We start from the raw sequence: 22,982 nt of genomic DNA, 5'->3' as shown, positions 1-22,982 counted from the left end.
TAGACCTAAGCTTAACTCTCAGTCACTTTCACCTTAAGCGGCTGCTCATCTTCTAAAAGATTCAATAATCTATCTACATTCGGGTGTTTGCCAGGGCAGTTTTCTGCATCGCTCGTGTGCTCGGCAAACAGGCTTAAGCCCTCAACTGCGGCGTCTAAAGAAATCTCACCGTACATCCTATACAAGTGATAGTAGACTTTTACAGAGCCTTGGCTGCCTGGTTTGTTTTCTATCACCCCTGCAGGGCTGCCGTCGTTATTAAAAAGCTCAATACGCTTCACATGTGAGGCATCGTCAAGCGTTTGTAAAACATCACTAAATTTTTGCATTCAAACCTTACCTTTTATAAATAGTAGCTTGAGGTTGTCATCAACTTCGATACTTTTTTCATTAAAAATTTCGCGGGTGCCGGAAGTTCAGCCGCGCCGTATTGTTTGGCTTCACTGGCATGTTTAGCTTCATCTAGCTGCATTTGTTGAATGATTCTACGCGTTTTTTGGTCAGATTGCGGCAGTTTTTCAAGGTGATTAGCTAGGTGTTCACCAACCTGTTTTTCAGTTTCAGCAAGAAACCCTAAATTCCATTTATCGCCAAGCGCACCAGCAATTACGCCCATGGTAAACGAGCCTGCGTAGAACAAAGGGTTAAGCAGGCTGGTACGGCCGCCAAGCTCAGTGATGCGTGATTCACACCAAGCTAGATGTTCAGTTTCTTCGATTGCCGCTTGCTTTAAAGCTGCCGTAGTTTCTGGCCTGTGAGCAGTGAGTGCCTGGCCACTATATAAAGCCTGAGCACATACTTCACCGGTATGGTTCACACGCATTAGCGCACTTGCCTGATTTTTTTCACATTCACTTAAATCAGTTTCAACTACACCTGCATCTGGATGCGCACGTATACTGCGAGGCTTGGCAAGTAGGGTGCGCAAGCCTGTATCGAACTCAATAATCAGTGTATCTAATTTACTTAGCATAGTGATAGTTTACGCTCAAATTCCTTACTTAAGCCAGCAATTGGCTTGCCTGTGGAATATATTTGCTTTCACACGCCATACCCTATTTGCTTGGCAATAATTTGTATGGGGTGCAAAACAGCAACGGTTATATTTTTCTCACGTAAACCATTAGCAATGTGCAAGCTACAGCCTATGTTTGATGTAGCAAGTATCGCAACACTATTGGTTTTGATTGTAGTCAGTTTGTCATCAAGCAAGCTGTTTGCCATATCGCTCTGGGTTAGCATGTAAGCGCCCGCACCACCACAGCATTGGCTGTTGCCTGGCAACGCCTGAATATCTGAACCGGGTATTTTTTTCAGTAAAGTGTAAACAGCTTGATGGCTTTTTTGCACGTTTCGTAATGTGCATGGGTCTTGCACATATATCCGTTCGTTAAGCGGCTTGATATGAATAGTCGTCCAGTCGCACGTCATCAAGAACGCACTGATGTCCTGGATTTTATGGTCTGGTAAATAATCATTTAATCCTGCCCCGCAACCGCTGGCAGTTGTTAATACAGGTATCGTTTGGTCAAAGCTGAGCTGATTCTGTGCAACTAGTTTGCTAGACTCATCCGTATCACCCATTTGTCTGGCAATGCTGCCACAACATGTCTGCCGGGATGGGACATGCACGTCAAACCCTAGTTTGTTTAATACGTAAATGCTGGCTTTGAGTGTTTGGTTATCGAGAGCATTGCCTGCACAACCTAGAAACAAGCTAACAGCACCTTTACGCTGGAAAGTCGCAGGATACATGCTGTTCCATGTGACTGGCTTATCAATAGGTGGCAAAAGCTTTGCTGCCGGGCTTATTTTTTTAAGTAAGCCATCCAGTTTAGCCTGTTGTGTCAGCCACAGTAGCCAAGATGCTATATTGGCCAAGTGACGGTGCCGAATGAAGGGTTTGGCAAGCGCAGAAAGAATAGTTTTTTTAGGGATAAAAAGGGCACGGGTAGTATCTACTAATGCCCCATAGTTTACGTTATTCGGGCAGGCAGATTCACAACTGCGACAGCTTAAGCATAAGTCGATATGTTCATTAAAACGTGTATTATTCGGAAGAGTATCTTGTGCTACTGCACGCATCAACTGAATGCGCCCACGGGGTGAATCAGCTTCAGAGCCAGTTTTTCTGTAAGTTGGGCAGTGCGGCAGACATAGGCCGCATGCTACGCAGCGATCCGCCTCTACAATCAATTCTTGAATAGATAAACTCATGGCAATATTATAAGCCTTGGCTTGTTATCTCAGCTTAGAAAATTCAGATAAAAATTTAGACTGTGCTGGTTCGAGCATAAAAAATCCGCCCTCATGACAAAGGCGGATTATTTGCTTTTACAACGGCTACTGAAGTTGGAGGCTACTTGGTAAGCGCAGCTTCAACTTTTGGCGGCTGAGAAACTACCACTGGCTTACCTTTAAGAAAATTCATCGCCTGCGTGAACTGAATATCATCTTTGCTGGCTGGCTCAATTGGACCTGTAGGCTCGGCAAACTTTTTCTCGTTCAATTTTTCTTTAGCAGTTTCTTTGGCTGGAGTAAGTACTTCAGTCATTGCTGGAACACCTGCCTGATTATCTTTTGGGTTGGATAGGTGGCGAGTCAAATCAGCCTCATGAATGTTGTTTGATTGGTCTGTGCCATCTTCAACAAGATAGTCCGGGTCAATGCCTTTCGCCTGAATCGAACGGCCTTTTGGAGTGAAATAACGCGCTGTTGTCAGTTTTATAGCCGCACCATTATTCATAGGCATAATCGTTTGTACAGAACCTTTACCGAAGCTTCTGATACCAATAAGCGTTGCGCGTTTATGGTCTTGCAACGCTCCGGCAACGATTTCAGAAGCCGACGCAGAACCAGCGTTGATTAATACAACCATCGGTACGGTTTTTAAATCATCAGGTAAATCTTTAATATAATCACTAGCGGCAATTGCGCGGGCATAACTTAATGGGTTGCTAACGCTAAGATTATTTTTCTTCATATAATCATTCGCAATGCTATGACTTATATAATTTTCAGGGTTAGCGGTCAGTTTCATTTTTGAGTCAGCCGCACGGCCTTCTGTATAAACAACCAAGGTGTCTTTTGGCAAAAATGCTGCAGAAACACCCACCGCACCATTGAGTAACCCACCTGGATCATTACGCAAATCTAAAACAAAGCCTTTGAACGGGCCTTTATTTTCATCATGCATCACTTTAATGGCTTTTGCTAAATCTTCGCCAGTACGTTCTTGAAACTGTGTGACACGCGCATAAGCGTAACCAGGTTCAGTGATTTTGTATTTCACACTTTTATTTTTAATAATAGCGCGCACTAATGTGAATGTTAGCGGTTTGGCCTCATTTTTACGTAAAACGGTCAATACTATCGATGTATCTGGTTTTCCACGCATCTGTTTTACCGCGTCGTTTAAGCTCATACCTTTAACGAGCTTGTCATCTAACTTCATAATGAGGTCGCCGCTTTTTAAACCAGCCGCATAGGCGGGTGAATCTTCAATTGGTGATACAACCTTGACTAACCCATCTTCCATAGCCACTTCAATGCCCAAGCCGCCAAATTCACCTTGGGTTGCTGCTTGCATGTCTTTAAATGCGTCTGCATCCATGTAGGTGGAATGCGGGTCTAAGCCAGTCAACATGCCGCTGATTGCTTCAGATAACAATTTTTTATCTTCAACTGGTTCAACATAGTCGCTTTTGATTTTGCCAAATACTTCGGCAAATGCGCGCAAGTCTTCTAACGGCAATTGCGGTTTGGTCATTTTTTCAGCGACAGCTGAATATGTTAAACTCAGCATAAGGCCAAGCACCAAGCCAGAGCAAACGAGCCCAACTTTAGTGAAGCCTTGATATTTATTTCTAGCTTGCATGTATTATTCCCAACAAAAGTAACTCGGTAAGCTTATGACCAACCTAGTTTTAATAGTTCAAAATCTAGCCAAATAACAATCAATCTAGCTAAATAATAATAAAAATATAACTACAACAAAAATTACAACACAAGATAAAGTATACCAGTAAGGACGACTAAATTGACTAAGCACAACATTGAAATTACATATTGCACACAATGTCGTTGGCTATTGCGGGCAGCATGGCTGGCACAAGAGTTGTTGACTACTTTTGAGCAAGATTTAGCTGGTGTGGCATTAAAGCCGGGTAGTAACGGTATATTTGATATTACACTGAATCAAAAGCTAATCTATTCCCGCAAGCAAGCGGGACGTTTTCCTGAGGCAAAAGAAATAAAACAACTAGTGAGAGATCAAATTGATCCAGCTAGGGATCTTGGGCATAGCGATAGGGCTAATCCAGTAGATATTTGAATATTTAGGGCGCTAATTGGTAGCGTCAATGCGCTGTGCGCCATTGTATCGTTTAGCCCAATAACCGTTTTCCATACTTTCTATACGCACCACACCACCACTGCGTGGGGAATGGATAAAGCGGTTATCGCCTACATAAATGCCAACGTGCGAAAAAGCAGATTTAAGCGTATTAAAAAATACAAGATCTCCGGGCTGTAGATCTTTTTTAGCGACAGTTGTACCTAATTGACTTATTTCAAAGGCAGAGCGAGGTAATGTTAAGCTTGCCGCCTGCTTAAATACATAACGTACAAAACCGCTGCAATCAAAACCAGCATCAGGCGAACTTCCGCCATATTTGTATTGAATGCCGCTTAGGCTAAGGGCATTCATTAGCACCTCACGTGCACGATCAGACCAGTTTTCAGTATTTACATCGGCTGTTGAAAGCGATTGTATGTCTGATGGCATCTCTTCTGTGCTTGCCGCGGGCTTGGCAGTTGCGCACGATGTGGCGGCTAAAGCCAGCAAAATACAAAGCATAAAATGGGTAAAAAGTCTTTTCATGTGTGGCAATTATATGAATTTATGAAAAAAATGCAAATTAAGTGCTTATTTAATCTTTTCGATACATATCGTCTTTAGTCATAATTCATCATGTTCGAGCATCAATAAAGGCTAAGTCGTGGGATAATCACAGCCCTTATGAGTGAACAATCAATCCGCCAGGTTTTTGAAAAAAACGGTATTTTAGCTAGCCAAATTGAAGGGTATAGCGAACGGACCCAGCAGTTAGAAATGGCGCTGGCGATTGCTGACGCGATTGAAAACAATGCCCAGTTGGTTGCTGAAGCTGGCACTGGTACAGGTAAAACATTCGCTTACTTAGTGCCGGCGCTACTAACAGGTGGCAAGGTGATTATATCTACGGGTACAAAAAACCTACAGGATCAATTGTTTAGCCGAGACTTGCCTAATGTGCGTGATGCATTAAAAGTGCCTGTCACAGTTGCCATGTTAAAAGGTCGCGCTAATTACGTGTGTCATTACCACCTTGAAAGGGCTGAGCAGGAAGGGCGCTTTGCATCACGTGAAGATGCAAAATATGTACATGTGATAAAAACCTTTGCTGAAAATAGCAAGACTGGCGATAAAAGTGAGCTTAACTCTGTGCCGGAAAATGCCATGATTTGGGCGAGCGTCACCTCAACACGCGATAATTGTTTAGGCGGTGATTGTGCTTATTACAAAGAGTGTTTTGTGATGGAAGCGCGTAAAAAAGCACTTGCAGCCGATGTGGTGGTAGTGAATCATCACCTGTTTTTTGCGGATGTCATGTTGCGCGATGAAGGCGTGGCCGAACTTTTGCCGAGCGCTAATACAGTCATTTTTGATGAAGCACATCAATTGCCAGAAGTAGCCGGGTTGTTTTTCGGCGAGGATGTTTCTACCAGCCAATTGCACGAACTCGCTCGAGATTGCACGGCCGCACACTTAACGCTGGCTAAAGATTGCGTTGAACTGGGCAAGGCGATTCCACTTTTAGAAAAAGCTGCAAAAGACTTTAGGCTAATTTTTGCTTATGAGGGCTCGCGCTTGCCTGTGCAAAAAGCCATGGCCTTAAAAGGCTTTGATGAAGCCTATAAACACATGCAAAGCCAGTTGCAATTATTAACGAACGTACTTGAAACGCAGGCGGCACGCGACCCTCTATTGGAAAAGTGTTGGCAGCGCAGTGAAGCTTTATATGATTTATTTAGCCGCTGGCAATCAGCAGAAAACAACAATCTTGTTCGTTGGGTAGAGGTGTTTACGCACTCTGTGCAGCTACACGCTACGCCGTTAAGTGTGGCAGAAGGTTTTGGCAAACAGCTTAATGCACAACCACGCGCATGGATATTTACCTCAGCTACGCTGGCAGTGAAAAGCGATTTCAGTCATTATTTATCGCAAATGGGCTTGCAAGCTGCGACCACAGGTTTTTGGGAGAGCCCGTTTAATTATCAGGAACAAGCCCTATTGTATGTGCCAACTGATATGCCAGACCCGAACAGCCCAAGCTATACAGCTTGTGTGGTGGCTGCCGCGCTGCCTGTGCTGCAAGCCAGTGGTGGCAGAGCTTTCGTGCTTTCTACCAGCTTGCGTGCTATGCGTGAAATTCATGCCTTATTGAAAGAGGCCTTTATCGAAAATGGTATAGAAAGCCCATTGTTGCTGCAAGGTGAAAGTTCACGCACAGAGTTGCTGGACCGCTTCCGTAAATTAGGTAATGCCGTATTAGTCGGCTCACAAAGCTTTTGGGAGGGCGTGGATGTGCGCGGTGAAGCATTAAGTGTGGTTATTATTGATAAATTGCCGTTTGCCCCGCCAGACGATCCCGTTCTCTCGGCGCGGGTAGACAAATTGAACGCAGAAGGCAAAAACGCCTTTATGGAATATCAATTACCCTATTCTGTCATTACCTTAAAACAGGGTGCTGGAAGGCTGATACGCGATGAAAACGATCGCGGCGTGTTGATGATTTGTGACCCGCGCTTGATTACTAAGTCTTACGGAAAAAGAATATGGCAAAGTTTGCCGCCGTTTAAACGGACTAGGGAGCTGGCAGATGTGCAGGCATTCTTTGAAGTGAATCATGAAAAATTGTGATCGAGTAAAAAGGAAGCTAAGCTGTAAATTCAATTTCATTTACGGGCTTTGACTAGGAAGTCAATTGCGAGAATGATACAATCTCAGGCCATGTTCACATCCCCCATAAATTTAGTTTTATTAGCCATAGTTTTGGTATTTAACCCATGTTAACGGCTCAAAGTCTGGCTTGCCTGCGTGGTGATCGCTTGCTATTTAAAAATGTTGGATTCGAACTAAATGCGGGTGGTTTACTGTACGTGCTAGGTGAGAACGGCAGTGGTAAAAGCAGTCTGCTACGTATGTTATGTGGCCTGCTAATGCCGGAGGATGGCGCTGTTTTCTGGGGTGGCAAAAAAATTAAAGAGGATGCTGAAAACTTTCTCTCCAATTTAACTTATATTGGTCATTTAAATGGCCTTAAAGACGACCTTACTGCGCAAGAGAATTTGTATATGGGCGCACGTTTAGCTGGTAGTGAAGTCAGTGAAGAAAGCGCTTTGGCTGCACTTGCTGCAATAGGTATTGCTCGTTGCGCAAATCTGCCAGTGCGAGTGTTGTCACAAGGTCAAAAAAGGCGAGTTGCATTAGCCAGGCTTTGGTTAACTGATAGCAAGCTTTGGGTTCTGGATGAACCCTTCGCAGCATTGGATGCTGCATCAGTCGATGTGTTAGCTTCACGGCTGAGTCAACATATGTCAAACGGTGGAATGACCATCATCACAACGCATCAGGACGTGACCATTAACGCTCAATCCAGTCAAATCTTGAGGCTAAGTTCTTGAATAATCCTTGGGTAATTGTATTGAGGAGAGACCTCTTGCTGGCGTTTCGAAGACGCTCAGATGTTGCGACAACGCTATTCTTCTTTTTAATTGTATCCAGCTTGTTTCCATTGGGCATTGGCCCGGAACCAGCTGTGTTAAGCAGCATTGCACCTGGAGTATTATGGGTGGCTGCCTTATTGGCAGGCATGCTCTCGCTCACACGCTTATTTGCAGCAGATTTTGCTGATGGTAGTTTAGAACAGATGTTGCTCGCGCCCCAGCCGTTGGCTTTGTTGGTATTGGCTAAAATTTTTGCGCATTGGCTAATTTGTGGTTTACCTGTAGTGTTGTTGGCGCCAATTATTGGTCTACAATATGCATTGCCCAATGATGCATTGTTAGTGCTGGTGTTTGCATTATTACTTGGTACGCCTGCATTAAGCCTGATTGGCGCCATTGGCGCGGCACTTACGCTAGGCGTTCGAGGCAGTGGTTTATTGGTTGCATTGTTGGTGCTGCCCTTGTATATTCCCGTACTGATTTTTGGCGCGGGTGCAGTCGCTGCAAGTCAGCATGGAATGAGTTCGCAAGCACATCTTTCACTACTGGCGGCATGTTCACTACTTGCTTTAGTGTTAGCCCCTATGGCTACAGCCGCCGCCTTGCGTATCTCTGTTGAGTAAATATCTATTAGGAAATATTCACGTCGAATAATTCACTGGTTGAACAAGTGACTAGTTGTAAAAACTAGTTAAAAAAACAAGTTGAGCAAAATTATATGAACATTAATTGGTTTAAATATTCATCACCACAAACCTTTTACCCTTTAGCGGGAAAAATGATCCCTTGGTTTGCATGGTTGGCAGCTATTTTAGCTGTAGCGGGGCTTTATATTGGCTTCGCAATTGCACCAACTGATTTTCAACAAGGTGAAGCCTATCGGATTATCTTTGTCCATGTGCCTGCCGCGTGGATGTCCATGGTGATATATATCGTCATGGCAGGCTGGGCGGCGATTGGTCTTGCGCTCAATGCGCGCTTGTCCGCAATGATGGCACAGGCATTAGCACCCACAGGCGCAATATTCACATTGATTGCGCTTGTTACTGGCTCACTGTGGGGCAAGCCGATGTGGGGTACTTGGTGGGTATGGGACGCCCGTTTGACCTCTGAGCTGATTTTATTGTTTCTATATTTAGGTTTTATAGCTTTGCAGTCGTCCATAGATGACCCGCGCCGCGCCGACCGTGCAGGAGCTTTGCTGGCTTTAGTGGGTGTCGTGAATGTGCCTATAATTTACTTCTCAGTTAAATGGTGGAACACCTTGCATCAAGGGTCTAGCATCAATATGGGTGCTGCCCCAAAAATGGCTGCAACAATGCTGCTAGGCATGCTGATAATGGCGTTAGCCTTTTGGATGTACACGGTAGCAGTCGCATTGATGCGTGTGCGTTGCATTATGTTGGAGCGTGAGCGCACATCAGATTGGGTAAAAGAGCTATCAGTACAAGGTATCGCAGGAGTGAAATCATAATGCAGTGGGAAAGTTGGTCAGCGTTTTTTAATATGGGCGGCTATGCATTTTATGTGTGGTTTTCTTTCGGACTCACGGCACTTTGTATGGTTTGGGAAGTCATAGCGTTACGAAAGCGTAGGGCAGAAGCATTGCGTTTAACTCAATTATTGGCACAGGATTAGTATGGTAATTAAAGCACGTCATAAACGTTTTATATTAATTGGCATCGGTCTAGCTTTAGTTGGCTTGGCCGCCATGCTTATTTTGAATGCGTTTCAAAGTAATATGGTGTTCTTCTACACGCCTACACAGGTAGATAAGGGTGAGGTGCCGCATAACACGGGTTTCCGTATTGGAGGCATGGTGCTGGAAAACAGCCTTAAGCGACAAGACGATGGCCTGACGGTACATTTTTCCATTACGGACACTGCTAAAACTGTGCCTGTCGTATACAAAGGCGTTTTACCCGATTTGTTTAAAGAGGGAAAAGGCGTAGTAGCACAAGGTAAAGTGGGACCTGATGGCATTTTTATGGCCAGTGAAGTGCTCGCTAAGCATGATGAAAACTACATGCCACCAGAAGCTGCTGAAGCGTTAAAGAGAGCTCAAGAGCAGGGTTCGACAAGTTTAGTGATGCCTAAATAATAGGTCAGCTGCATTAGATTCAGCTGATTTAAACGCTTTAAAAACACAACACCGAATAAAATATTAAAAGGATATAAACGTGATTCCTGAGATTGGTCATTTTGCCCTGATTCTGGCTTTGTTAGTGGCAATAATGCTGGGTAGCTTCCCGATTATAGGCGCAGCCCGAGGCAATGCCGTATGGATGGGCTTTGCAAGGCCGCTAGCACACGTGCATTTTTATCTAATCGCCTTTTCATTTATTTGCCTGGCTTATGCTTTTGCTGCGATGGATTACTCTGTGGCATACGTAGCCAATAATTCAAACTCTCAATTACCGTTGCAATTCCGTATAGCGGCGGTATGGGGCGGGCATGAAGGTTCACTGTTGTTATGGGCGTTGATATTAAGTATTTGGACGGTAGCTGTCAGTCTATTTTCCAAACATATTCCAGACGATATGCGGGCACGTATATTAGGCGTAATGGGCTTGGTCAGCGTGGGGTTTTTACTGTTCATGCTAATGGCCTCCAATCCCTTCGAACGCTTAATACCTGCTGTTTTGGATGGGCGTGATCTTAACCCGCTGCTGCAGGATCCTGGCATGATATTTCATCCACCTATGCTTTATATGGGGTATGTGGGATTTTCTGTCGCTTTTGCTTTTGCTATTGCTGCCCTACTCGGCGGTCAGTTAGACGCGGCTTGGGCGCGTTGGTCGCGCCCTTGGACAACTTTGGCTTGGGTGTTTCTTACCCTTGGTATTATGTTAGGTAGTAACTGGGCCTACTACGAGCTTGGCTGGGGTGGCTGGTGGTTTTGGGACGCGGTGGAAAACGCTTCATTTATGCCTTGGCTGGTTGGCACTGCACTTATTCACTCATTGGCTGTTACAGAAAAGCGAGGAAGTTTTAAAGCATGGACGGTATTACTTGCTATTTGCGCGTTTTCTTTAAGTTTGCTAGGTACATTCTTGGTGCGTTCAGGTATCATCACTTCTGTGCATGCTTTTGCAACCGACCCTAGGCGCGGTGTGTTTATTTTGGCATTTTTAGTGATAGTCATTGGCGGTTCGCTGGCGTTATTCGCTTGGCGTGCTCCCGCAATAGGGCGTGGCGGAAAATTTAACGTAGTCTCCAGAGAGAGTTTTCTATTAGCTAATAATGTGTTGTTAGCCGTTGCAGCGCTGTCTGTTTTGATAGGGACGCTATACCCGCTATTCTTGGATGCATTAGGTTTTGGAAAAATATCAGTAGGCCCCCCATATTTTGATGCGGTATTCGCCCCGTTGATGGCGCCCGCCTTGTTTCTTATGGGCATAGGACCAATAGCGCGATGGAAAAACGCTTCATTACCCGAATTGGCTAAACGTTTGCGTTGGGCTTTCGGCATTAGTATTGCTACTGCAATTATTTTACCTTTGATACTAGGTAATTTAACGCCCATGATAGGTTTAGGGTTGTTTTTAGCTTTCTGGATTATCGTAACCACCGTATATATGGTTTCTCAGCGCCTGCGTGACTCTGACCAAGCATTATTGACTCGCATCAAAGCTGTTCCGCGTTCTTGGTGGGGTATGGTGATTGCGCATCTTGGTATTGCTGTGTTTACCATTGGGGTCACAATTGTAAAAGGATTTGAATCTGAAATTGCCGTGCGAATGGTACCTGGCGATGTTGCTCATTTAGCAGGCTTTGACTTTACTTTTGAAGGGGTGAAGGAAATTACAGGGCCTAACTACTCAGCAAGTAAAGGCCAACTGCGTGTGACCAAAAATGGCGTTGAGAGAACAGTGCTTTCGTCTGAAAAAAGGCTCTACACTGTCACAAATATGCCAATGACCGAAGCAGGCATCAGCCCAGCTTTTATCCATGATTTATATGCTTCATTGGGCGAGCCATTATCCGATGGTGCCTGGAGTGTACGTATCTATCACAAACCCATGGTGGAATGGATATGGTTCGGTTGCATAATGATGGGCTTCGGTGGTTTGCTGGCGTTATCAGATAAGCGTTACCGCATAAAAAAGAGGGCTAAAAATTTAGCTGAAATTAACTTAAGCAAGGTGGAGTCATGAACCGGGGAATGCGGGCTCTAATTCCACTAGCAGTTTTTTTGGTGGTAGTAGGCTTTCTTTTCAAAGGATTATTTCTCAATCCAAAAGAAGTACCTTCACCATTGGTGGGTAAACCAGCGCCTCAGTTTAGTCTGCCACGATTAGATAATCCTGAAACAGTGTTTTCCCCTAAAGAAATGCTGGGTCAAGTGTGGATGTTGAACGCGTGGGCCTCATGGTGTCCTTCTTGCGTTGAGGAGCATCCGATTTTAGTCTCATTAGCTAAAACAGGACTTGTACCTTTGATTGGCTTGGATTACAAAGATACTCAGTTAGAAGCGCAACAATGGTTAGAAAAAGGCGGCAACCCATATGCAGTTACGGTGATGGATGCGGACGGACGCGTGGGCATTGACTATGGTGTGTATGGTGTGCCAGAGACTTACGTCATAGATAAAGCAGGTGTGATTGTTTACAAGCAAATTGGACCAGTCACCGTCGAGGCGTTACGAGATACTATTATTCCTCTAGTTAAAAAATTGCAATCACAATGAAGGTCAATTCAATGTTTCGTTTAATTGTTGCTTGTTTCATGATGCAGGTTACTTGCGTGTGGGCTGAAGAAGCGCAACCTTTGCAGGCTGATCTGGCTGTTGAAATGCAGGTGCAACGGCTTTCTGAAGAGTTAAGGTGTCTGGTTTGCCAAAATCAAACCCTGGCTGATTCGCACTCAGACCTTGCACTTGATTTGAAGCGTGAAGTTCGTGAAATGGCCACCAAAGGGATGACTGATGAAGCTATTGTTGATTATCTGGTTGCCCGTTACGGAGATTTTGTTCGTTATCGACCAGCGCTAAAGTCATCTACTGTTTTACTATGGTTTGGGCCATTTGCTCTGTTGCTCGCAGGTGGTATTGGCTTGTTTATTCAGTTGCGTAGACGCCAGGCAATGACTACTGATGAACCACTAAGTGCAGAGGAAGCGCGCAAAGTCGACGAATTACTGGATAAGGAATCATAATGTTGGAATTTTGGGCTGTTGTAATTGTATTAACTGGTGCTGTGCTAGCTCAAATTTTGCCGGCTTTAACCCGGCCTAACGCGTTTGTGAAGTCTAATGCTAATGCCGAAAAGCGTGCGATTTTTCGTCAACAATTTGATGAAATTGAGCAAGACAAAATTAACGGAGTGCTTGATGCAACCCAGTACGATATCGCTAAAAGCGAACTTAAGCGTCGTATGCTTGATGAAGTTGGTCTGGCAGAAGTTGAGCAGGCTACTGTTACTAAAAACTTACCAGATCCCAGGCTGGCTTTAATCTTATTGGTTTTATTGCCTGTTTTGGCGGTATTTATCTATTTTAAAATAGGCAGCCCTGCTTCTATAGTAGGTCCTACTCCAAATCAGTTGGCGCTAGAACGTAATGCAATGGCAGGTGATGTAGAGCCGTTACTAGAAACGTTGAAGAGCAAATTAGAAAAAGATCCGGGAGATGGTACTGGCTGGGCATTGTTAGCAAGGACATACGTTGAGCTTAAGCGACATGCCGATGCGGTTCCGTTTTATGAAAAGGCAGTTAAGGCCATTCCTAATGACCCTCAATTATTAGCTGATTATGCTGATGCATTAGCCGTTGTGAATGGCTATAACCTTGCGGGTAAACCTGAAGAGCTTGCAAACCAGGCCCTTAAACTGGATCCGCATCACACTAAAGCACTATTGCTGGCAGCATCCGCAGCATTCAATCGTAAGGATTACAAAGGAGCTATTGTTTTATGGGAGCGCCTACAGCAAGACTTGCCTGCAGATTCAGATATTCTGCCTGTTGTGAAGGCCTCACTAAGTGAAGCTTATGCATTACCTGGTATCAAACCACCCTTACCATCTGCCAACCCAGTTCCTTCAGCGCAAAAAGAAGCTCCAGCGACTGGAATCAGCGGCACCGTGACCATTGCACCGGCATTGTTCAGCAAGCTTGATCCTGCAGCCACCGTATTTGTGTTTGCACGTGCCGCACAAGGCTCACCAATGCCAATAGCCATAATCAAAACTACTGCAAAAGATTTACCTTATTCATACCAGTTGGATGACAGTACCGCACTGATGCCTGGCAATAAGCTTTCACAAGCAAGCGAGGTCGTATTAGTGGCTCGCATCTCAAAAAGTGGAGATGCAAAGTTGCAGGCCGGAGACTTGCAGGGCAAGTCTGCCACTGTTAAACCTGGTGATAAAGTCGATATTGAAATTAATGAAGTTGTACAATAGATTTCAGGTTTAAGCCATTTCTCAGGGCTCTCGCCTACTCTGCATTAAGTCAGGCAGGCTGACTCAATGAATCCGCCATAAATATAAATGCTAGTAACATCTTCTTATTATTAGCATTTATGTTAAATCTCACTACTACGGATTCCTAGCCCCATTAATATTCCCAGCCTATTTTTATCATTGCTGAAAGGAAATCGCAGACATATTGAGCGAACTTTATAAAGGTGGTGGTTGTATACAGCCAGTGGTGGTTGTATACAACCAATTATATCCTGTAGAATTTTAGGTTAATTGTATAAATAATTTTTAGTTATTGATTTTATTGCATATTTATTTTTTCTATAAAATTGGTACGTTTTTTGCAAATTGTAAGGCGGAAATAATTGTAACCAATTAAATGTAATGCTCAATCTATCCTAGGGAAAACGTATGCAAAAGACCTTACAACCAAACAACATAAAACCAAAAATAATTGTAGCTGCAATATTAGCGGCTTATGCTATGCCACAAATGGCTATGGCAGAAAACAGAGCTGAAGCCATTGAGCTTGGAAAAATTGAGGTGGTCGGTACAACGCCGCTTTCTAGCCTTGGCGTGCCAATTAACCAAGTGCCTTCAAATGTGCAGGTCGTTAAAGGCAAAGATATTCAAAATCAGCAAAGTTTAGGTCTTGCAGATTTTATGAATCAAAATATGTCAGGCGTGAACATCAATGAAGCGCAAAATAATCCTTATCAGCCAGACGTGAATTTTCGTGGCTTTACTGCTTCACCTTTGCTAGGGACGCCACAAGGTCTTTCAGTATATCAAGATGGTGTTCGTATTAACGAGCCATTTGGCGATACGGTCAATTGGGATTTAATTCCACAAAATGCAATTTCCAGCATCACCCTCATGCCGGGTTCAAATCCTTTATTTGGTTTAAATACTTTGGGCGGCGCGCTTTCCGTGCAAACTAAGAGCGGCGAGCACTATCCTGGAGGAGGTGTTCAAGTATATGGCGGTTCATTTGGCCGTTGGGCGGTTGAGGGTGAATACGGTGGAAAATTGGATAATGGCTTTAGCTACTTTTTTGCGGGTAACAGGTTTGAAGAAAACGGCTGGCGTGATGCTTCGCCATCTAAAGTGCTGCAAGGCTTTGGTAAGTTAGGTTGGAGTGATGATAAAACCGATGTGGACGTCAGTTTTTCAGGCGCGGATACAGATTTAACAGGCAATGGTTTTCAAGCGCAAAGTATGTTGAAAACTTTCGGCTATAACTCTATATACACCAAGCCAGATAACACGCAAAATAAACTGGGCTTCATTAACGGTAAAGTCAGTCACTGGTTGTCTGATGAACTTTTGGTGGCTACTAACGCCTATTACCGTAGCAATAAAACAAAAACTTTGAATGGCGATGGGAATGATGAGTACGAAACACTATTTGAGATCTGTGATGACAATGGTTTTGGTGGTGTATCTGGTTGCGATAACCTCTACGATCAAGGTGTCGTCAACCGTAGTGAAACGACTAACAAAGGCTATGGTGGTACCTTGCAATTAACTTGGGCAACAGAGCGCCATCAATTAACTGGGGGGGCGAGTGTAGATATAGCCCGTACTAAATTTAAGCAAACTGAGCAAGAAGCTGAATTGTTTGACAGCCAGCGCGGGCTTATCGATTTGGACAACGACATTGAAACCGCAAATGACATCAACGGTCGCAGCAAAACTTGGAGCTTGTTTGCCACCGATACGTTTAGTGTGACGCCCAAACTTGCATTAACTGCATCTGGTCGCTACAACTATACGCGCATCAATGCTACTGATAATTTATTAGGCACTAAAACAGGTACATGTATGTTGTCCGATGGTAGTACCACAGATTGTGCCACCGCAGCGGGTGTAGATGTGGTTGGTGATCCATTGGTTGGCGGTGGTGGTGAGATAGTCACCGCTTTGGCTGGCGGTGACGCAGGCGGTAAACATACCTTCAAGCGCTTCAACCCTGCGGTAGGTTTGACTTATAGCTTTACACCAGAGTTAAACACTTATCTAGGTTATAACGAAGGCAACCGCGCACCGTCACCGATAGAAACTGCTTGTGCTGACCCATTATTTCCATGCTTACTACCTAATGCCATGGCGGGTGACCCACCACTCAAACAAGTAGTGGCTAAAACTTTTGAAGGCGGCTTCCGTGGCAAGTTAGGTAAAGATATTGGTTGGTCTATGGGTGCTTACCGTGCGACCAATTACGACGACTTGCAATTTATTGCATCTAGCTCCACAGGTGCTGGCTACTTTAATAATGTAGGCAAAACACGTCGTCAAGGTTTAGATTTTGGCGTAAATGGTATAACTGGTGATTTTAAATGGTCAGCTGGTTATAGCTATGTGAATGCCACTTACGAAACTGGCTTTGATATTGCTTCAGAGGCGAACTCATCAAGGTTTGTTGATGCTAATGGTAATAAAGTGATTAGTGTTTCTAAAGGTGACAAACTCACTGGTATTCCAGAGCATCAGCTCAAATTACGTGGCGAGTGGCAAGCGCTGCCTAACTGGGCGATTGGCGCATCGATGGTAGCGTTCTCAGACCAATATGCACGTGGTAATGAGAATAACAAACACAAAGCAGTTGATGCGGCAAATAGCTTTGATGGTAATGACTATGCCGGCTCAGGTAAAGTGGCAGGTTATGCAGTGTTTAACTTAGATACACGCTATAAATTTGGCAACACAGGCTGGCAGTTATTCGGCAAGCTAAACAACGTATTTGACCACAAGTATTACAGTAGTGGTTTGCTAGGTGAGAATGCGTTTGTTGGTGCTGGTGGCACGTTTGCAACCGATGCGGAGTCACAAAAAGAGCTGTTCTTAGCCCCAGGCGCACCGCGTGCAGGTTGGATTGGTGTGCGTTATGACTTTAATAAGCCTAAAGTTTCCGCAGCATCAGTAGATGTAGATTAAGCAATAAAATAAATGCCGAAATAATCGGCATTTGTTTTATGGTAGGGGCGAATTTATTCGCGAAGGCTTCGAAGCATGCTTCATTAATCGCGAATCAGAATAAACTGATAAGCAACTACTTAAGCCAATAAATTGGCAAGTATCGCTAATAAATTCGCTCTTACCATATATTTAAGATTATTTTCATAAATAGGAACGTACTTTGCCATTAGCGCAAACCACCCAGAATAACACAATGGATAACACCCAGAATAACGCTTCCAGCAACATCAATCAACAATCAAAACTATTGATTGTTGAAGATGAAGTGTTGTTTGCCCGGGCTGTGATGCGCCAGTTACAGAAGGCTGGATATGAATGTGAGCATGTTGAAAACCTGAAAGATGCCCGCTCAATTATTAAGCAATTTACACCTGATATAGTGTTGCTAGATATGCGTTTGCCTGATGGCAACGGCATGGATTTGTTGCTTGAGTTTGTGGCTAAAAGTATTGCAGTGATTGTGATGACTGCGCATGGCGAAATTAGCGATACTGTGAACGCCATAAAACAAGGCGCAGTAGATTACCTTAAAAAACCGATTGATCTTGAAGAGTTGTTGTTATCAGTTCAAAAAGCTGAAACAACGGTTATTCAAAGTAATAGTTTAGATTATTCTCGTCAGCGCAATGCGCATGCCACAGAAGGCGTGGAATTGTTAGGTGATAGCGGTGCGATGCAAAGTGTTAAGGCGCAAATTAAGCGTATTGCACAATTAGTGGCAAGCGATACCGTGCCGCCCACTGTGCTGATTAGTGGTGAAACGGGAACAGGGAAAGATGTAGCAGCCCGCTTGTTACATTTGTCGTGCGCTAATAGTGACAAACCATTTGTACATATTGACTGTGCATCATTACCCGATGATTTGATTGAAAGTGAATTGTTTGGTCACGAGAAGGGTGCTTATACAGGCGCTTTAAATACACGTCCAGGTTTGATTGAGGCCGCGGAAGACGGCACTTTATTTTTAGACGAGATTGGCGAACTGCCTTTGGCCCTGCAGGCCAAGTTGCTTAATGTGCTTGAACGTAGAGTTGTACGCCGCATCGGCTCAACTAAAGAGCGTGCAGTGCCAGCCCGATTTATTGCTGCCACCAATCGTGATTTGCATGAAATGACGCTTGTTGGCCGTTTTAGGCAAGACTTGTATTACCGATTAAATGTCATGAGCATTACTTTACCCCCGCTACGCGAAAGAGCTGGCGATGCAATGCTACTCGCACAACATTTTGCTCTGCAGACTTCCAGACGTTATGGACTAGTTGCTAACCCAACATTTTCACAAGAAGCTGTCAGAATGATTAATAGCTACAGCTGGCCTGGAAATGTGCGAGAGTTGCGCCATCAAGTAAGTCGGGCCATGCTGCTTTGCCATGAAAGCCAAATTACAGAAACTGATTTAGCCTTGCCCATGACAGGTAAAAGTGTGAATATAGACGACCTGACACCACTGGATGTCGCTGAGAGAACTATTTTATTACAAGCCTTAGCCGAAGCTAATAACAATGTATCAGAAGCCGCGCGTATACTCGGCATCACACGTATGACCATGCGCTACCGTATGGAAAAGCATCAGATTGTGATGCGCCCCTAACTATAGGCAAAATACTTCAAGTTAAGTACTTCAAATGGCTACCACAGCCTGCATGACAATCACTAGAACCAAAACCTGGAATCAATATTCTGCCTGCAGTGCGCTGATTCATTTCACATTCTGGTATCGCATATTGCATCACCTTGATTATTGACACTTGCGGCGACGCAAGCAAGTAATCAATATGCCATTTCAATTTTTTCTCATGGCGTAAATGGCGAGCAATACGTGCTTCTATGTTGCATCGTGCGCTGCCAGTGTAAACATACCTGCCTGCTGGGAAGTCAAACACACCTAATTTGCCAATAGATAGCCTTGCAGGCTCAGCTAACAAAATATCAAGTTGATAAGTAATCAATTGAAAAGCAGCTTTGGTCAAGGAATAGGTCTTGGAGTGGTTGTGAATCTTAATTGTTGCTTGATAAACAAAAGGGAGCACATAGCTCCCTTTGTCATTGAGTCAATCGCAGAAATTAATTAACTGAATCTTTCAATGTTTTACCAGCTGTAAAGCCAGGCGCTTTACGTGCAGCGATTTTAAGCTCAGCACCTGTACGTGGGTTGCGACCTGTACGCGCAGCGCGTTCTGTTACTTTAAATGTACCAAAGCCAACAAGGGTCACTGCATCACCATTTTTTAGTGCAGCAGTAATTGCAGCAGTAGTAGCATCAATAGCGCGGCCAGCATCAGCTTTTGTAAGCCCAGCACTTGCTGCAATAGCGTCAATCAATTCAGATTTATTCATTCAAAATTCCTTTGTAAAAGCCCCATTACTTTGCGGGCATTTTCTTCAACTGTCAATTACTTTGCTGGTGAAACACCACTCTTTACACAATTTAGTGCCAAAAAACTAAGATTACTTTGCTGTAGATTAAAGTTCACTTAATTTAGCGCAGAATCTTTAACATACTGGAGGGTTGTGTGACCGATTCAGTAAGTCTTAGGCAGGTTTGCAATCCGAGTTAATGCCTCTGCAATAACATGGCGTGGCGATGCAATGTTGAGCCGCATGAAGCCGCTACCGCCTGTGCCGAAAGAGTTGCCGGGATTCATTCCGACTTTGGCTTGCTGCACAAAAAACTGGCAAAGTTGCAAATCACTCATTCTTAAGCTTCTGCAATCTAACCACAGCAGATACGTGCCCTGTGGTTGGATAAGGCGAATGGTGGGTAGGTATTTTATTAGATAGTCGCTAACAAAGTCGCGATTATTACGCAGATAGATCAGCAGTTCGTCCAACCATGCCTCTCCGCCGCGATAAGCAGCTTCAAACGCAGCAATGCTGAATGGATTGGTATTGCTTAAGTGCAGAGTATTAAATACTTGTTTTAATGCAACTCTCTGTACGGGATTTGAAGCGATCAATGCGGACAAGCCGAGTCCGGGGATATTGAAAGTCTTGCTCGGCGCTAAGGCAGTGATGATTTTATCGTTATTGTTGGCCAGCATTGCCAAGGTAGTGTGCTGTTCTCCCGGATAAACCAGATCTGCGTGAATTTCATCAGATAAAATGGTTAAATCGTAACGGCGGGAGATATCTAAAAGCTGCTCCAACTCGATTTTATTCCACGCGCGCCCCACTGGGTTGTGTGGTGAGCATAACAGCAGCAGTTTCGCACCCTCAGCAGCGCAATGTTCTAGGTGTTCGTAGTCGATGCGGTAAACGCCATCTTCCAATAATAGTGGATTTTCAATCAAGCGACGCTGGTTGGTAGTGACCGCCGAAAAGAATGGAGAATAAACTGGCGGCTGAACGATGACGCCATCGCCTTGTTCCGTGAATGCCATCACGGTAGCAAATAATGAAGTTACGACACCAGGCGCCATCACAATCCAGTCTTGCTGCACTGTCCAATCATGACGTTTTTTCATCCAGGCAATGAGTGAGTCATATAGGCTTTCTGGATAAAAAGAGTAGCCATAAACCGGATGCTCGGCACGCTGTATAAGAGCTTTCGTCACCGCTTCAGGTGCTGCAAAATCCATATCAGCTACCCATAGTGGCAAGACATCTGACGTACCAAAGTATTCTGTACGTCCGTCATGCTTCACTGAGGCCGTGCCGCTGCGTGCAATAACTTGGTCGAAGTCGAAACTCAACTGATTCGCTCCCAAAGCGTTACTTCCGATAGCGAATGCTGGAATTTTCGTCTGGTCTCACGAATTACAAAAGGCACATCCACAGGCGCTGCAATTAAGCGAAAGTGCTGACCGAGTTGTTCTTTTAACCCATCGAGCGTGGTGAAGTTCTCGGCGCTCTGCTTGAATCCACCGATCCACTCTTCGCGCCTGGTATGCTCTTCCAGCCAAGTATAGGGTGAAGCGATGAGCAAGATGCCCCCAATATTGAGTCGTTCATGCACGCTAGAAAGGAATTTTTTGGGGCTGTACAACCGATCAATCAAGTTAGCAGCAAGTATCAAGTCATAGTTGGTTAATATGGGTTTTAGATTGCAGGCATCGCCTTGCAAAAACTCTACTTTCTCCCTCACTTTATCCAGCCCCATATTAGCCAGCGTGCGAGCCTTGTAACTGAGCAACTGACCTTCGTCGATTAATGTGTAGAGCAACTCACCTTTGTCAGCCATTTGTATGCCGGAATCAATCAGACGTACTGAAAAATCGATACCAGTGACATGGTCGAAATGTCTTGCCAATTCAAAAGTCGCTCGCCCTGATGCGCAGCCGAGATCAAGTGCTTTGCGCGCCGGTTTACCCTTTATGGCAGTGATGGCGATATCAGCGAGGGTTTTCGGAAAGTTTGCCACACCGAAATAGCTATCTCCATAGTGGAACTCAGCATATTCAGAGATAAGTTTGTCCGTTTCGTAATGTGATGCTGGCACGCTGGCTAGATTATCGGCGACCACATAGCGGAATCCAGCATGCTGAAAGAAATGGCGGCGAAACGCGTAGCGCGCGCTATGCAATGTCTCATTGCCAGAGGAAATCCAGGATCCACCTTTGATAAGATTGTGTCTGCCATCAAAGGTCGGGGTAGTGAAATCGTCGTACCATGGATGCACAGCAAAGCCACTGAACGGATAGATTGGTGTTTCCGTCCATTGCCAGACATTGCCGGTAACATCATAAAGTTCGCCGTGTCGGAAGTTGGTGACGGGACAGGGCGATGCGGCATGGTCGAGATGGATATTGGACGCGGCAATTTTGCCATTAGCTACATCAGCAACTCCGGAAAAGTCATACAGCCGATACCATTCATCTTCGCTGGGCAAGCGTACCGCTAGGCCCGTACGCTGTGCCTTCCAGCGACAGAATGCCTTGGCTTCGTGATAATTCACCTCAGTAGGCCAGTCCCATGGCATCGTAATTTCTTCGGTCATAAGACGCAACCACCATGCATCGCCTTTGCGAACCCAGAAAGTTGGATGTGTGGCCTCGGCGTAGTTTTTCCACTGCAAGCCCTCATCACCCCACAGCGTATCTTGTGCATAGCCGCCATCTTCTACAAAATCTAAGAACTCGCTATTACTTACTAAATAACGACTGGCTTGAAATTCGGCAATGTGCGCCTCATGCAAACCGTATTCGTTATCCCAGCCATATTCCGCAGCATTTTCTTTCTTGTCTAAATACACCTTACCCTCAGGAATTTTAACTAACTCGTTCTGCGGGGCGTCGCCTGAGTGAGCACAAGCTTTCCAGACAGCATGCGGCTGCACTAACTCAAGTGCTTGTTGGCGTATCAACACAGAAGATGTTTCCAGATGGATGCGCTCATGCTCAATGCACATGATAATAGCCCACCACGGATGGCTCCAGTCGATCGGCAAAGTTAACGGTGCGGTTTGTATAAGCGCATCTATCACCTCACGTACTTGGTAGCGATAGTGCTTAACCTCTGTAGAGCTTGGCCAATCATAATGGGCATCGTTCAAATCATCCCAACTCATCTCATCCACACCTACCGCGAACATTGCCTCAAATTTTGGATTGATGCGTTCATTCAATAGTCCAGCCAATAGCAATTTATTGATGAAAAAAGTGGCGGTATGGCCAAAGTAAAAAATCAATGGATGACGCAATGCGATTGGCTTTAACTGGTAGGATTTTTCATTGACCAGAGTTTCGAACAACTGCTCATAGCGATTGAACGTAGAAAGAAAATATGCTCGGATATCTTTGCGTGTGGCGGCGACATTGTTTCCATTCAGAATTGGTGTTCTTGGGAATAGGGTGCGGGTCATTTTTATTATGCAGT

At 44.6% G+C, this 22,982-nt stretch carries 22 protein-coding genes; 13 read left to right on the top strand and 9 right to left on the bottom strand.

Annotation, left to right across the window (positions count from 1 at the left end; genetic code table 11):
• Nucleotides 1-11 precede the first annotated feature (11 nt).
• The 4 genes from Q8J82_RS00485 to Q8J82_RS00470 form a co-directional block, all read right to left on the bottom strand.
• Nucleotides 12-329, bottom strand: coding sequence for a DUF2322 family protein (locus tag Q8J82_RS00485; protein WP_304891628.1), 318 nt, complete (start codon nucleotides 327-329; stop codon nucleotides 12-14).
• 14 nt (nucleotides 330-343) lie between these two features.
• A complete protein-coding gene (coq7, locus tag Q8J82_RS00480) occupies nucleotides 344-973 on the bottom strand; it encodes a 2-polyprenyl-3-methyl-6-methoxy-1,4-benzoquinone monooxygenase (RefSeq protein WP_305327566.1) in 630 nt (209 codons plus the stop codon).
• Between the two features lie 68 nt (nucleotides 974-1,041).
• Complete coding sequence (locus Q8J82_RS00475; protein WP_305327565.1) at nucleotides 1,042-2,217, bottom strand: (Fe-S)-binding protein; 1,176 nt, start codon at nucleotides 2,215-2,217, stop codon at nucleotides 1,042-1,044.
• A gap of 142 nt (nucleotides 2,218-2,359) precedes the next feature.
• The gene (locus Q8J82_RS00470) at nucleotides 2,360-3,877 is read right to left on the bottom strand and encodes a S41 family peptidase (RefSeq protein ID WP_305327564.1); all 1,518 of its coding nucleotides are present in this window, start codon (nucleotides 3,875-3,877) and stop codon (nucleotides 2,360-2,362) included.
• Nucleotides 3,878-4,039: 162 nt separating this feature from the next.
• Between Q8J82_RS00470 and Q8J82_RS00465 the strand changes: the two genes are divergently transcribed.
• Nucleotides 4,040-4,333: a SelT/SelW/SelH family protein gene (locus Q8J82_RS00465; RefSeq protein WP_304890331.1), complete on the top strand. Its 294-nt coding sequence runs from the start codon at nucleotides 4,040-4,042 to the stop codon at nucleotides 4,331-4,333.
• A gap of 12 nt (nucleotides 4,334-4,345) precedes the next feature.
• On the opposite strand, the gene Q8J82_RS00460 is transcribed toward Q8J82_RS00465, so the two are convergent.
• The gene (locus Q8J82_RS00460; protein ID WP_304890332.1) at nucleotides 4,346-4,882 is read right to left on the bottom strand and encodes a C40 family peptidase; all 537 of its coding nucleotides are present in this window, start codon (nucleotides 4,880-4,882) and stop codon (nucleotides 4,346-4,348) included.
• A gap of 138 nt (nucleotides 4,883-5,020) precedes the next feature.
• Here Q8J82_RS00460 and Q8J82_RS00455 point away from each other — a divergent pair, with 138 nt between their 5' ends.
• The 12 genes from Q8J82_RS00455 to Q8J82_RS00400 all read left to right on the top strand — a co-directional run bounded on the left by Q8J82_RS00455 (nucleotide 5,021) and on the right by Q8J82_RS00400 (nucleotide 18,759).
• A complete protein-coding gene (locus Q8J82_RS00455) occupies nucleotides 5,021-6,964 on the top strand; it encodes an ATP-dependent DNA helicase (RefSeq protein WP_305327563.1) in 1,944 nt (647 codons plus the stop codon).
• A 146-nt stretch (nucleotides 6,965-7,110) separates the two neighbouring features.
• Nucleotides 7,111-7,728: a cytochrome c biogenesis heme-transporting ATPase CcmA gene (ccmA, locus tag Q8J82_RS00450; protein WP_305327562.1), complete on the top strand. Its 618-nt coding sequence runs from the start codon at nucleotides 7,111-7,113 to the stop codon at nucleotides 7,726-7,728.
• Nucleotides 7,725-8,393 (top strand): heme exporter protein CcmB, encoded by a 669-nt coding sequence (ccmB, locus tag Q8J82_RS00445; protein ID WP_305327561.1) that lies wholly within the window; start codon nucleotides 7,725-7,727, stop codon nucleotides 8,391-8,393. Before ccmA ends, ccmB begins: the two co-directional genes overlap by 4 nt.
• A 95-nt stretch (nucleotides 8,394-8,488) precedes the next feature.
• Nucleotides 8,489-9,244: a heme ABC transporter permease gene (locus Q8J82_RS00440; RefSeq protein WP_304890336.1), complete on the top strand. Its 756-nt coding sequence runs from the start codon at nucleotides 8,489-8,491 to the stop codon at nucleotides 9,242-9,244.
• On the top strand, nucleotides 9,244-9,408 hold the full coding sequence (gene ccmD / locus Q8J82_RS00435) for a heme exporter protein CcmD (RefSeq protein ID WP_304890337.1): 165 nt from the start codon (nucleotides 9,244-9,246) through the stop codon (nucleotides 9,406-9,408). The genes Q8J82_RS00440 and ccmD overlap by 1 nt, the downstream gene beginning before the upstream one ends.
• A gap of 7 nt (nucleotides 9,409-9,415) precedes the next feature.
• Nucleotides 9,416-9,871 (top strand): cytochrome c maturation protein CcmE, encoded by a 456-nt coding sequence (gene ccmE / locus Q8J82_RS00430; RefSeq protein WP_304890348.1) that lies wholly within the window; start codon nucleotides 9,416-9,418, stop codon nucleotides 9,869-9,871.
• A gap of 79 nt (nucleotides 9,872-9,950) precedes the next feature.
• Nucleotides 9,951-11,927 carry a heme lyase CcmF/NrfE family subunit gene (locus Q8J82_RS00425; RefSeq protein ID WP_305327560.1) on the top strand — a complete coding sequence of 659 codons (1,977 nt, stop codon included), beginning with the start codon at nucleotides 9,951-9,953 and terminating at the stop codon, nucleotides 11,925-11,927.
• Nucleotides 11,924-12,460 carry a DsbE family thiol:disulfide interchange protein gene (locus Q8J82_RS00420; protein WP_305326542.1) on the top strand — a complete coding sequence of 179 codons (537 nt, stop codon included), beginning with the start codon at nucleotides 11,924-11,926 and terminating at the stop codon, nucleotides 12,458-12,460. Before Q8J82_RS00425 ends, Q8J82_RS00420 begins: the two co-directional genes overlap by 4 nt.
• An 11-nt stretch (nucleotides 12,461-12,471) precedes the next feature.
• Entirely contained in the window at nucleotides 12,472-12,927 is a 456-nt protein-coding gene (locus tag Q8J82_RS00415) for a cytochrome c-type biogenesis protein (protein ID WP_304909007.1), read from the top strand.
• Nucleotides 12,927-14,171, top strand: coding sequence for a c-type cytochrome biogenesis protein CcmI (gene ccmI, locus Q8J82_RS00410; RefSeq protein WP_305327559.1), 1,245 nt, complete (start codon nucleotides 12,927-12,929; stop codon nucleotides 14,169-14,171). Before Q8J82_RS00415 ends, ccmI begins: the two co-directional genes overlap by 1 nt.
• A 429-nt stretch (nucleotides 14,172-14,600) precedes the next feature.
• On the top strand, nucleotides 14,601-17,126 hold the full coding sequence (locus Q8J82_RS00405) for a TonB-dependent receptor (protein ID WP_304890342.1): 2,526 nt from the start codon (nucleotides 14,601-14,603) through the stop codon (nucleotides 17,124-17,126).
• A 235-nt stretch (nucleotides 17,127-17,361) separates the two neighbouring features.
• Entirely contained in the window at nucleotides 17,362-18,759 is a 1,398-nt protein-coding gene (locus Q8J82_RS00400) for a sigma-54 dependent transcriptional regulator (protein ID WP_305326611.1), read from the top strand.
• A 16-nt stretch (nucleotides 18,760-18,775) separates the two neighbouring features.
• Here Q8J82_RS00400 and Q8J82_RS00395 read toward each other — a convergent pair whose 3' ends face one another.
• The 4 genes from Q8J82_RS00395 to ovoA form a co-directional block, all read right to left on the bottom strand.
• Nucleotides 18,776-19,138 (bottom strand): DUF123 domain-containing protein, encoded by a 363-nt coding sequence (locus Q8J82_RS00395; RefSeq protein ID WP_304909103.1) that lies wholly within the window; start codon nucleotides 19,136-19,138, stop codon nucleotides 18,776-18,778.
• Nucleotides 19,139-19,232: 94 nt separating this feature from the next.
• Entirely contained in the window at nucleotides 19,233-19,505 is a 273-nt protein-coding gene (locus Q8J82_RS00390) for an HU family DNA-binding protein (RefSeq protein ID WP_304890344.1), read from the bottom strand.
• A 185-nt stretch (nucleotides 19,506-19,690) separates the two neighbouring features.
• The gene (locus Q8J82_RS00385; protein WP_305327558.1) at nucleotides 19,691-20,860 is read right to left on the bottom strand and encodes a MalY/PatB family protein; all 1,170 of its coding nucleotides are present in this window, start codon (nucleotides 20,858-20,860) and stop codon (nucleotides 19,691-19,693) included.
• On the bottom strand, nucleotides 20,857-22,968 hold the full coding sequence (ovoA, locus tag Q8J82_RS00380) for a 5-histidylcysteine sulfoxide synthase (protein ID WP_305327557.1): 2,112 nt from the start codon (nucleotides 22,966-22,968) through the stop codon (nucleotides 20,857-20,859). The genes Q8J82_RS00385 and ovoA overlap by 4 nt, the downstream gene beginning before the upstream one ends.
• Nucleotides 22,969-22,982 lie beyond the last annotated feature (14 nt).

The organism is Methylotenera sp. (assembly GCF_030684185.1).
GTDB lineage: Bacteria > Pseudomonadota > Gammaproteobacteria > Burkholderiales > Methylophilaceae > Methylotenera.
Note: the sequence above shows the minus strand (reverse complement) of the source record. Positions and strands in the feature narration are given on the sequence as shown.

Bases quoted from the DNA above. Each gene is read 5' to 3' on its own strand.
- Q8J82_RS00485 (WP_304891628.1), bottom strand. From the start codon at position 329: ATGCAAAAATTTAGTGATGTTTTACAAACGCTTGACGATGCCTCACAT.
- coq7 (WP_305327566.1), bottom strand. From the start codon at position 973: ATGCTAAGTAAATTAGATACACTGATTATTGAGTTCGATACAGGCTTG.
- Q8J82_RS00475 (WP_305327565.1), bottom strand. From the start codon at position 2,217: ATGAGTTTATCTATTCAAGAATTGATTGTAGAGGCGGATCGCTGCGTA.
- Q8J82_RS00470 (WP_305327564.1), bottom strand. From the start codon at position 3,877: ATGCAAGCTAGAAATAAATATCAAGGCTTCACTAAAGTTGGGCTCGTT.
- Q8J82_RS00460 (WP_304890332.1), bottom strand. From the start codon at position 4,882: ATGAAAAGACTTTTTACCCATTTTATGCTTTGTATTTTGCTGGCTTTA.
- Q8J82_RS00455 (WP_305327563.1), top strand. From the start codon at position 5,021: ATGAGTGAACAATCAATCCGCCAGGTTTTTGAAAAAAACGGTATTTTA.
- ccmA (WP_305327562.1), top strand. From the start codon at position 7,111: ATGTTAACGGCTCAAAGTCTGGCTTGCCTGCGTGGTGATCGCTTGCTA.
- Q8J82_RS00440 (WP_304890336.1), top strand. From the start codon at position 8,489: ATGAACATTAATTGGTTTAAATATTCATCACCACAAACCTTTTACCCT.
- ccmD (WP_304890337.1), top strand. From the start codon at position 9,244: ATGCAGTGGGAAAGTTGGTCAGCGTTTTTTAATATGGGCGGCTATGCA.
- Q8J82_RS00420 (WP_305326542.1), top strand. From the start codon at position 11,924: ATGAACCGGGGAATGCGGGCTCTAATTCCACTAGCAGTTTTTTTGGTG.
- Q8J82_RS00415 (WP_304909007.1), top strand. From the start codon at position 12,472: ATGTTTCGTTTAATTGTTGCTTGTTTCATGATGCAGGTTACTTGCGTG.
- ccmI (WP_305327559.1), top strand. From the start codon at position 12,927: ATGTTGGAATTTTGGGCTGTTGTAATTGTATTAACTGGTGCTGTGCTA.
- Q8J82_RS00405 (WP_304890342.1), top strand. From the start codon at position 14,601: ATGCAAAAGACCTTACAACCAAACAACATAAAACCAAAAATAATTGTA.
- Q8J82_RS00400 (WP_305326611.1), top strand. From the start codon at position 17,362: ATGGATAACACCCAGAATAACGCTTCCAGCAACATCAATCAACAATCA.
- Q8J82_RS00390 (WP_304890344.1), bottom strand. From the start codon at position 19,505: ATGAATAAATCTGAATTGATTGACGCTATTGCAGCAAGTGCTGGGCTT.
- ovoA (WP_305327557.1), bottom strand. From the start codon at position 22,968: ATGACCCGCACCCTATTCCCAAGAACACCAATTCTGAATGGAAACAAT.